This window comes from Protofrankia sp. Cas8, from assembly GCF_963555845.1.
In the GTDB taxonomy this organism is placed as follows: domain Bacteria; phylum Actinomycetota; class Actinomycetes; order Frankiales; family Frankiaceae; genus Protofrankia.
The window spans coordinates 1-8,902 of sequence record NZ_CAUVXI010000224.1 but is presented as its reverse complement, the minus strand read 5'-3'; the positions used below and the strand labels follow the sequence as shown (position 1 = coordinate 8,902).

General features: G+C 69.3%; 7 protein-coding genes. 4 read left to right on the top strand and 3 right to left on the bottom strand.

Annotated elements, in window-relative coordinates:
- Both U9977_RS23095 and U9977_RS23090 read right to left on the bottom strand, forming a co-directional pair.
- The coding region (locus tag U9977_RS23095; protein WP_322751386.1) for a dynamin family protein at positions 1-667 on the bottom strand (667 nt) is incomplete at its 3' end.
- Positions 664-2,433 carry a dynamin family protein gene (locus U9977_RS23090; protein WP_322751385.1) on the bottom strand — a complete coding sequence of 590 codons (1,770 nt, stop codon included), beginning with the start codon at positions 2,431-2,433 and terminating at the stop codon, positions 664-666. The genes U9977_RS23095 and U9977_RS23090, both read right to left, overlap by 4 nt.
- A gap of 197 nt (positions 2,434-2,630) precedes the next feature.
- On the opposite strand from U9977_RS23090, the gene U9977_RS23085 reads away from it, so the two are divergent.
- Positions 2,631-3,311, top strand: coding sequence for a response regulator transcription factor (locus tag U9977_RS23085; protein ID WP_322751384.1), 681 nt, complete (start codon positions 2,631-2,633; stop codon positions 3,309-3,311).
- Between the two features lie 10 nt (positions 3,312-3,321).
- Here the strand turns inward: U9977_RS23085 and U9977_RS23080 are convergent, their stop codons facing one another.
- Positions 3,322-4,896, bottom strand: a complete 1,575-nt coding sequence (locus U9977_RS23080; RefSeq protein WP_322751383.1) for an NlpC/P60 family protein — start codon at positions 4,894-4,896, stop codon at positions 3,322-3,324.
- A gap of 143 nt (positions 4,897-5,039) precedes the next feature.
- On the opposite strand from U9977_RS23080, the gene U9977_RS23075 reads away from it, so the two are divergent.
- From U9977_RS23075 to U9977_RS23065, 3 genes are all read left to right on the top strand, one after another.
- Positions 5,040-5,729 carry a DUF4255 domain-containing protein gene (locus tag U9977_RS23075; protein ID WP_322751382.1) on the top strand — a complete coding sequence of 230 codons (690 nt, stop codon included), beginning with the start codon at positions 5,040-5,042 and terminating at the stop codon, positions 5,727-5,729.
- Between the two features lie 3 nt (positions 5,730-5,732).
- A complete protein-coding gene (locus U9977_RS23070; protein ID WP_322751381.1) occupies positions 5,733-7,913 on the top strand; it encodes an ATP-binding protein in 2,181 nt (726 codons plus the stop codon).
- 70 nt (positions 7,914-7,983) lie between these two features.
- The gene (locus U9977_RS23065) at positions 7,984-8,121 is read left to right on the top strand and encodes a hypothetical protein (protein WP_322751380.1); all 138 of its coding nucleotides are present in this window, start codon (positions 7,984-7,986) and stop codon (positions 8,119-8,121) included.
- Positions 8,122-8,902: the final 781 nt, after the last annotated feature.

Genomic DNA, 8,902 nt, shown 5'->3' with positions numbered 1-8,902 from the left:
CCGCCCGGGACAGCACACCGATCGCGTGCGCCGGGGCGGTGTCGCGCAGCCCGGTCTGGCGGAAGGACTCCAGGAAGCTCACGTCCGCGGCGTGCAGATGCCGCATCAGGTAGATCACGGCGTCCGCCCCACCGTGGTACCCGGCGTCCTCGGTTGCCTCGCCGGCCGGTACGAGAAATGCGTGACTTCGGCGTGACACCTCGGTTGACAGTGATGCGATACCCGGGGTGTCGATGAGCGTGAGGTGGCGCAGTTGCGCGCTCGGCAGCGCCACCCGCAGTCGTTCGACGTCCTCGGCGGCGTACGGCCCCAGGTCGATCCGGGCGCCGCCCGGCCCTCGGTGCAGCCCGACCTCCACCGTGGTGGCGGCACCGCTGATGCCCGGCCGGCGTTCAGGCCACAGGTCCGCCCGGGCCGCGTGCCGGGGACCATGGTGGTACCAGGTCACCACCCGGGTGCACTCGCCGGCGTCGGTAGCCGCGATCTGTTCGCCGACCAGAGCGTTGAGCAGGGTGGACTTCCCCGCCTTGACCCGGCCGGCGATGGCGACCCGTAACGGACCGTCCAGGGACCGCAGCTCTCGGCGCAGGACGGGTTCGGCCGGGCTGCCCCGGTACGCCTCGGCGGCATCGGTCAACAGCGCCTGGACATCCGAGCGCAGGGTCACCGGCGCTGCCCTGCCAGGAGCTCCAGGCGGTTGATCTCCGCGTTGAGCTCGGCGAGTCGCCGCTGGCTTCGGACGTCGGTCGCCTTGATCTCAAGGGCGGCCGATTCGAGGTTGCGTCCGGCCGATGTCCTGAGCTCGGCCGCGCGTTCGGTGAAGACGTTCCCCAGCTGAAAATAGATGTCCTGCTGGGCGCGCCGGGAGTCCGTGTGTGCCAGCTGCCAGGCTTTCTGGAGGTAGTCTTCCCCCGCGCCTTTCGCCTGCGCCCGATGGGTTGAAAGCTGATTCTCCCGGGACGTACGCAGCGTACGTTTCGCGACCACGAACATGACCGCCCCGCCGACCGGTGCCACGATCGGGGCGAGCGAGAGCCCCGCGAGAGTCCCGAATGCTGCGAGCAGGTGGATGGGCATCATGCCGATCGCGCCGCTGCGCAGGGCCTGAGTCCAGCGCGCCCCGCGCCCGTCGGTGCGGAATTGAGGGTCTGCGCCCTCAGCCGCCGGCCGTCCCGACGTCGGCGAGGCCAGCGAGGCCAGGGACGTCATCGCGGGGATCTCGGGTAGGGCGCTGGTGGCTGCCTCGTCGGTGTGAAAGACGCTGACAACCTGCTCGGCCAGCGCGGCAGCTTCTGCTCTCAGCATCGTGCGGTGCGCCATGAGCTCGCGGTTGGCCTGTTCGCACAGCCAGGCGCGCAGTTCGTCCCAGCCCTGCACCAGGTCAGCACTGGTCGCCACGCGTTTCCTGAACTCGCCGGTGACGGCCTGCAGCCGCTGATTGAGGTCGTCGTCCACCCGTCGTTCCAGCTGGGTGTTGCCGTCCCGGAGAATCCGCTGCCACCTCGCCGCCGCTGTGGTCATCGTGTGGGCGCGTGCCTGCGCCGCCTCCAGCCGGAGCCGCAGGGTATTTCTGACGGCCGGATCGGCACGCGCGGCCCGTTCCACCACCAACTCAGCCATGATCTGGGCGAGGGCGTCGCGCGCTGCCTCATCCGCGTCACGCAGCGCCCGCGCCCGACACTGCTCGACGAGCTCGGAGCGGATGTGGCCGGCGAACGCCGGATAGCCCGATTCTGCGTCGACCTCGGGCACATCGGCGCGCAGGCCGTGGTCGCGCAGCGGCGCGGACAGCGGAAATACCGGTGCCGCGATCCCGACCCGGTGCAGATGCCCGCGGTCGAGGTCGAGAATGCGTCGCCATTCGGGGTAGAAGTCAATCTTGGTCAGGGCGCAGACGACGACCGGACAGTGCTGTGCCGCCCCGCGCAGGAAAGCCAGTTCCGGCTCGGTGTACTCCTGACTGGCGTCCGAGACGAACACGACCGCGTCGGCATCGGAGACGGCTCGCAGGGTCGCGGCAGCGCGAGCGTCGGTGAGGCCGCCGTTCACCCCGGGCGTGTCGACGATTATCAGTCCGGACGCCAGAAGTTCATTCGGGACGCCGATCTCCACGCCGCAACCGGCCGACTGGTCGATCACGGTTTCCGTGCGGGCGGGCGCGTGCTGGATCATTGTGGGCATCATGGTCGCCCCGATCGGGTCGACTGCGCAGACCTGCAGGTTCAGCAGCGCATTGACCAGCGAGCTCTTTCCCTTCTTGAACTCACCGACCACCACCACCTGGCATGACGTCGCGGTCAGCCGGGTGCGTTCCCGGGCCAGCCGTGCCTGTAGGTCGGCGCGCCGGTGTCGGCCGGCCTCGCGAATAACCGCGTCCAGCAGGGACGTGTCCAGCAGCGACGCCTCCGGGGGGTCGGCTGCGACGGCGCTCACAGGCACCTCACTGTCATCTCATAGATCTCCGTCCGGTACGTGCGAGCCACGCCTGACCTGCATCTTGAGTCAGCCTTGAGTGCCGATTGAGTGCCGATTGAGTACAACGTGAGTGCGCCTTCGCGCAATGAGTTTTTCTTGAGAGCGATGTGAGATACCTGGTCCTGCCGGTCACGCGAAGCATCAGGGGGATAGCCATGAGCCGACCGATACACGTCCTGCTCCATGCCAGTGACCCGATCACCCGGGCTGGTCTTGCTGCGCAGCTTGCGGGCTGTCCGGATGTCGATCTCATTGACGCGGGCCCGGGCCCGGGCCCCGCCGCCGGCCTGCCGGCGTCCTGCGGCGGGGACACGACGGTCGATGTCGCGCTGGTCGATGTCGCGCTGGTCAGCGTCGACACCGTTGACAAGCGGACGTTCGACCTCATCCGCGGTCTGTATCAGGCCGGAACGCCGGTGGTCCTCATCGTGACCGATCTGGATTTCACCGATGTGACGGCCGTGGTGGAAGCGGGTATCACGGCGCTGATCCGGCGCGCCGGCGCCACCCCGGATCAGGTGCTGGCCGCGATTCGCGGGGCGGCCAGCGGCGAGGGTTTCCTGCCGCCCGACCTCCTCGGCGGGCTGCTCAGCCAGGTGCGCCACGTCCAGTGCCAGGTGCTCACGCCACGTGGTCTCACCCTGTCGGGCATCTCCGAACGGGAGCGGGACGTGCTCCGGTTGGTCAGCGAGGGGTGCGACACCCGCGAGATCGGTCGGCAGCTCTGCTACTCCGAACGCACCGTCAAGAACGTCCTCCAGGACGTCACCCGCCGGTACGGCCTGCGTAACCGGTCCCACGCGGTCGCCTACGCGCTACGACAGGGTCTGCTCTGACCGGACGCTCTTACAGGGCCGGCAGGTGCGAGCCGCCATCGTCGGCGAGGTCCGCTCCGGTGCCCGTACTCGGGTGACCGCCCAGCTGGCTGTCGTCGGGATGGGCACCCACGTGACCGCTCGACAGCGCGCCAATGCTCGACGTGCCCGGTCCAGCGAGCAGACCGTGCACATCGGACGGGTCGAGGAGGTTGAGGTGCGCGTGGTACTCCGCCCCGTCGGTCACCCCGTCACCGTCGGTGTCTGCGTTATCGGGTGAGCTGCCGAGGATGCGTTCCAGAGCGTCGGTGAGGCCGTCGCTGTCGGTGTCGCTGTCGGTGTCAGTGCGGGTTGTGGCGGTGGAAGCGGCGCCGATCGCGCCGTCGAGCCGGCCGGTGTGGGCCGTGTCCGGATCGCTCGGGTTCGTTCCCAGCGCCAGCTCGATGGAATCCGGTACGCCGTCGGAGTCGGTGTCCGCGGACAACGGGTTGGTGTGCAGGTGCAGTATTTCATAGGCATCTGACAGACCGTCATCGTCGGAGTCGGTCCGGGTGGGGTCCGTCCCGAGGTGCCGTTCGAGTGCATCGGTGAGGCCGTCGGCATCGGTGTCGGTCCCGTCGGCCGCCGCCACTGAGCCAGCCGCGTCGGGTCTGGACGGTGTGTCGCTGCCCGGCACTGCGGAGATGCCGGGTATCAGCGCCGCGCGGGTCATCCAGCGTCCGGCGTCGTTGAACACCCCCACGCCGTCGCGGGGGTTGCGCGCCTCAATGGTGCGACCGTCCCCCAGACTGATCGCGACATGTGCTTTGGCCGGTTCCCCGCTGCCGCGGCCCGCGTCGTCGGAGAACTGGAACAGCAGTGCGCCGGGGGTATGCAGCGCCTGCTCGACGGAGATCTCCATGCCTTCGCCGCGCAGGCTTGAATACTGCGCCCACGCGCCGTCGGGGATGTCGTGGCCGGCCTGGTGAGCAGCCCACTGCGTCAGCTCGGAGCAGTCGAACGTGGTCGGGTCGGGGTCGTCGAGGTTCGCCTCGGCGCCGAAGACGTAGTGGTCGCCGGACTGCCGAAGCGCCGCGTCCAGGAACCGGCGGGTCGTGTCGGAGCCCGCTGCGGTCTCACCGTTCACATGCGCGTGGCCGCCGGCATCCGCGGGTCCGTGCGTGCCACCGGGTCCGTGCGTGACACCGGGACCGTCGCCGGCGGCGAGCGGGTGGCCGTAGCCCGGGGTCCCCGTCCACGAGCCCAGGCCGGAACCGTCGCCGGCTTCGACCGACGCGTGCTGGGCGTGCGTCTTGAAGTCGAGGTATCTGGCGTTCGCGCCGTGGTGGGTCGACGTCCAGGGTGAGACGTCCCGGCCCTGCCGCGACACCTCATAGGCGAGCTGGGCGTTGATCTTCGGGTCGTACAGGTCGCGGTCCCGCCACTGTGGATGGGCGTTGAGGTTGATCTGCCACAGCCCGCGGGAGTCCTCACCGTGGGAGTTGTGGGAACTGCTGTTGCCGCCGGACTCCGCCAACGCGACGGCGGTCATCGTTGTCGCCTGGTCGGGGGAGAACCCCGCGCCCCGGGCGAAGCCGTAGATCTGCGTCGGATTGTAGATCGCCACGGCATCGACGGTACGCGCGTGGTGACGATTGTGGAACAGCCTGATGTACCGGCAATCCGTGCCGGCACGCGTGCCCGATGAGGCAGCCGGAGGGCGCGGTTGGCTCCTTGTCCTGACGTCCGCGGTGAGAGACGGTGACGGAGATGATCCATGACGTTGACGCGACGCTGGCCGCCTTGCTGACCGCGGAGGCCCTGCCCGCAGGCGAGGCCGAGGTGGTCTTCGACGCGCCGACCCGGGACTGGGCGAGCCGCCTCAACGGCCCGTGCGTGGACGTCTTCCTCTACGACATCCGTGAGGACGTCGGGCGCCGGGAGATCGCGGCGGAGCCGGTCCGCAACACCGAGGGGCGTGTTGTCGCCCGCCGGCCGCCGCCACGGCGGTTCCGGCTGTCCTACCTGCTCACCGCGTGGACCCGGCGCCCCGAGGACGAACACCGGCTGCTGTCCCAACTGCTGGGCGCGCTGCTGCGCCACGACCGGGTACCCACCGGGCATCTGCGTGGCCAGCTGTCCGCCCAGCCGCTGCCCGTACTGTTGCAGCTTGCCCTGCCGCCCGGCGCAGACCGGGGCATCGCCGATGTCTGGAACGCCCTCGGCGGCGAGCTGAAACCATCCCTCGATCTCGTGGTGGTGGCACCGTTCGACCCGGCGCCAGTGGTCCCAATCGGCCCGCCGGTGTTGGAGAAGCCGTACCTGGATGTCCGCCGTTCCCCGGTGGATCCGCGTGCGCAACGGGCCCCCGACGCGGCCGATCCAGCTGGGCTTCCAGCTGCGGGCGTCCGTTCGCCTGGCACGGGTAACGGCAGGGCCGCTCGGATCGCGGAGCTGTAGGCGGTGCTGTCCCCATCCCGATCCCCGTCCCTGGCTGATCTGATCGGACGGCTGGCCGTGGTCGAGGAACGGGTGCGCGCCGCGGTAGCGGCTCGGCGCGCGGTGGACCCCGAACCGGACGATGCGTTCCGCGGTCTTTACCTGAGCGACGAGCAGGCCGACCGCCTGCTCGAGCCCGGCTATCCGGGACGGCTACGAGCGTCGTCCAACGAGGGGATGTCGCCGGCGGACGCCGACGGCGCGCGTGCCGACCGGTTGGAGCGCGGTGCGGCCGCGCCCGAGGCCGCGGGGGATGCCGCGGCCGAGGCTGCCGGTGAGGAACTGCGGTTGCCGACGCTTGCCCGCCGATGTGGGCTGACCGGCCTGGACGTCGACATCCTGCTGGTCGCCCTCGCTCCGGATCTCGAGTCCCGGTTCGAGAAGCTCTACGGCTACCTGCACGACGACGTGAGCCGGCGGCGGGCCAGCCCGGGTCTGGCCCTGGAACTGGGTGGGCGTTCGCCGCTGGACGCCGCCGCGCGGGCGCGCTGCGGGCGCAACGGGGCGCTGGTGGCCGCCGGGCTGCTCGTCGTCGAGGACGCAGACCGTCCGTTTCTGACCCGGTCGCTGCGGGTGCCAGACCGGGTGGCGGCGTTCCTGCTGGGTGACGACGGGCCCGAACCCGGGCTTGGCGCCGTACTCGTCGACCCGCCCGATGTGGGCGGCGCCATCGTCGACAGACTGGCCCGCGCGCTCACCGCCGGGGTGTCCCTGACCTACCTGCGCCAGCTCCCGGGAGGCGACGCGCTCACGGTCGCCGCGTCGGCCTGCCGCCGGGCGGGGCTGGCGGTGCTCGCGGCCCAGCTCGGCGCCGCCTCGACCACCACCGACGGACCGGACCCGGCGGTCCTGGCCGAGGCGGTCCGGGAGGCCAGGTTGCGCGGCGCCGTGCTGGTCGCAGGGCCCCTCGACGCCCAGTCCGCCGCCGCCGCGGTGGCCGGCCTGGTCACGTCCGTTCAAGGCACGTCAAAGTTCTCGCCGCAGATCGTGCTGTTCGGACGCGGCGGGTGGGAGCCGGAAACGCCCGGCCCCGCACCTCTGAGCTGCGACGTTGAACCGCTGCCAGCCGCCGAACAGGCGGCGCTGTGGTCGGCCGAGCTGGGCGGGTCAACCCAGGCCGGCGAGCTGGCCGCGTTCCGCCTCACCCCCCGGCAGGTACGCCGAACGGTTGCCGCGGCCCGTGCCCTGGCCGCCGCAGGCACCGGCCGCGAGATCAGCCGCGAGATCAGCCGCGAGATCAGCCGCGAAATCGGCATTGACATCAGAACCGAGCATCTCGCGGCCGCGGCCCGGGCGCAGAACGCCACCGGCCTGGAACGGCTCGCGCGCCGGGTACAGCCATCGGTGACCTGGGACGACCTCGTGCTGCCCGCGCGGACGGGCATCGCGCTGCGTCACCTCGCGGGCCGCTCCGCCCATCGTGGCACCGTGCTCGACGACTGGGGTCTGCGCCGTGGCGGCGGCCGTGGGGAAGGCGTGACCTCGCTGTTCGCCGGGGAGTCCGGCACCGGCAAGACCATGGCGGCCGAGGTCGTCGCCGGCTCGCTGGGCGTCGACCTGTACGTCATCGACCTGTCGGTGGTCGTCGACAAGTACATCGGGGAGACCGAGAAGAACCTGGAAAGGATCTTCGTCGGCGCCGAGGGGCTCAACGCCGTGCTGTTCTTCGACGAGGCCGACGCCCTGTTCGGCAAGCGCTCGGAGGTGTCCGACGCCCGGGACCGCTATGCCAACGTCGAGGTCGCCTACCTGCTGCAGCGGATGGAATCCTTCGACGGAACGGCCATCCTGGCCACGAATCTGGCGGCCAATCTGGACGAGGCGTTCCGGCGACGGCTGTCCGTGGTCGTCGAGTTCACCCGGCCGGAGGAGACCGAACGCCGTGAACTGTGGCGGCGGATGCTGCGCTGCGTCCCGCTGGCCGACGACGTCGACCTGGACTTCTGCGGGCGGGCGTTCACACTGGCCGGCGGGGACATCCGCAACGCGGTCGTCACCGCCGCCTACCTCGGGGCGGCGAACGGCCGGGTGGTCGACATGCGTGACCTGGTGACGGCGATCAGCCTGGAGTACCGCAAACTCGGTCGCCTCTGTCTCCCCGACGAGTTCGGCCCCTATGCGGACGTCTTGCACGCGCGTAAGTAGGTAGGTAGGAGCGTGGTCCGACGGGACCTATCATGTGGCAGATCTGTGCGTCATAATATGCAGCATCGCCGTGCGGAAGAGCGTCGTGCTCGATGACGAGGAACAGACTGCTCTCGCCGAATTGACGGAGCCGTCGGACAAGAGCCGTACAGCCCTGATCGTGGAGGCTGAGCATGCGTTACCGAACGGACCGGCAGCAGCCCGCTGAGAACCTGACCGCGGCTGAGGCAGGCAGCCCAAGGCGGGTCCGGGAGCGGTCCTGGGCGGGCTTCACGACATCAGTGCTCGCTCTACAGGAGATGGCCGGCAATGCCGCCGTCGCATCCCGACTGCAACGCCTTGCCGGTAACGAGGCGGGCCTTCGGCTCTTCCCAGTACAGCGGCAGACGGCTGGCATGGTAACCAACGAGCAGTTGTTGAACGCCCTTCCAGAGCGAGAAGTGCCTATTCTTCCACCGGATGTCGAGGCTCGACTACGAATACTCCTCCGCCAGGATCGACGTCAACCCTGCTTGGATCTTGTGGTGGAGGCGTTGGTATTGTCAGGCTGGATAGATCGTCGTTTACTAGCGGGTGGTCGGATGTATGCGCGTTTAGCGGTTTCTGGCGAAGGGGAGTCTATACCTCGAGGATCGCGTCGGGAAGGCAACTTTCGCAGCGCCTACCGTACTCCGGTTGGAGTAGGGCCGGACGCTTTTAGGGGAGGGCTTTCATGGTTGGTAACGAGTGTGCTTCACGAGTACCAACACGTTGAACAGTTTCAGGTTGGAAGTACAAGCATCGTTCCGGGACAGGAACCTGTTCCCAGCTTGATGCTACAACAGGATGTAGAAGCCTACTGTTGGGAGATTCTGCACGCGCGGGACACGGGTCTAGCGCGAAATCACCGACAACTTCTGGAGGTCTGGAGTCGCGCTCATGAGAATTGGAGTCGCCTGGGTGACCCGGGCAGACGTGCGCTGTCGGATCTGTATACACAAACCCATACT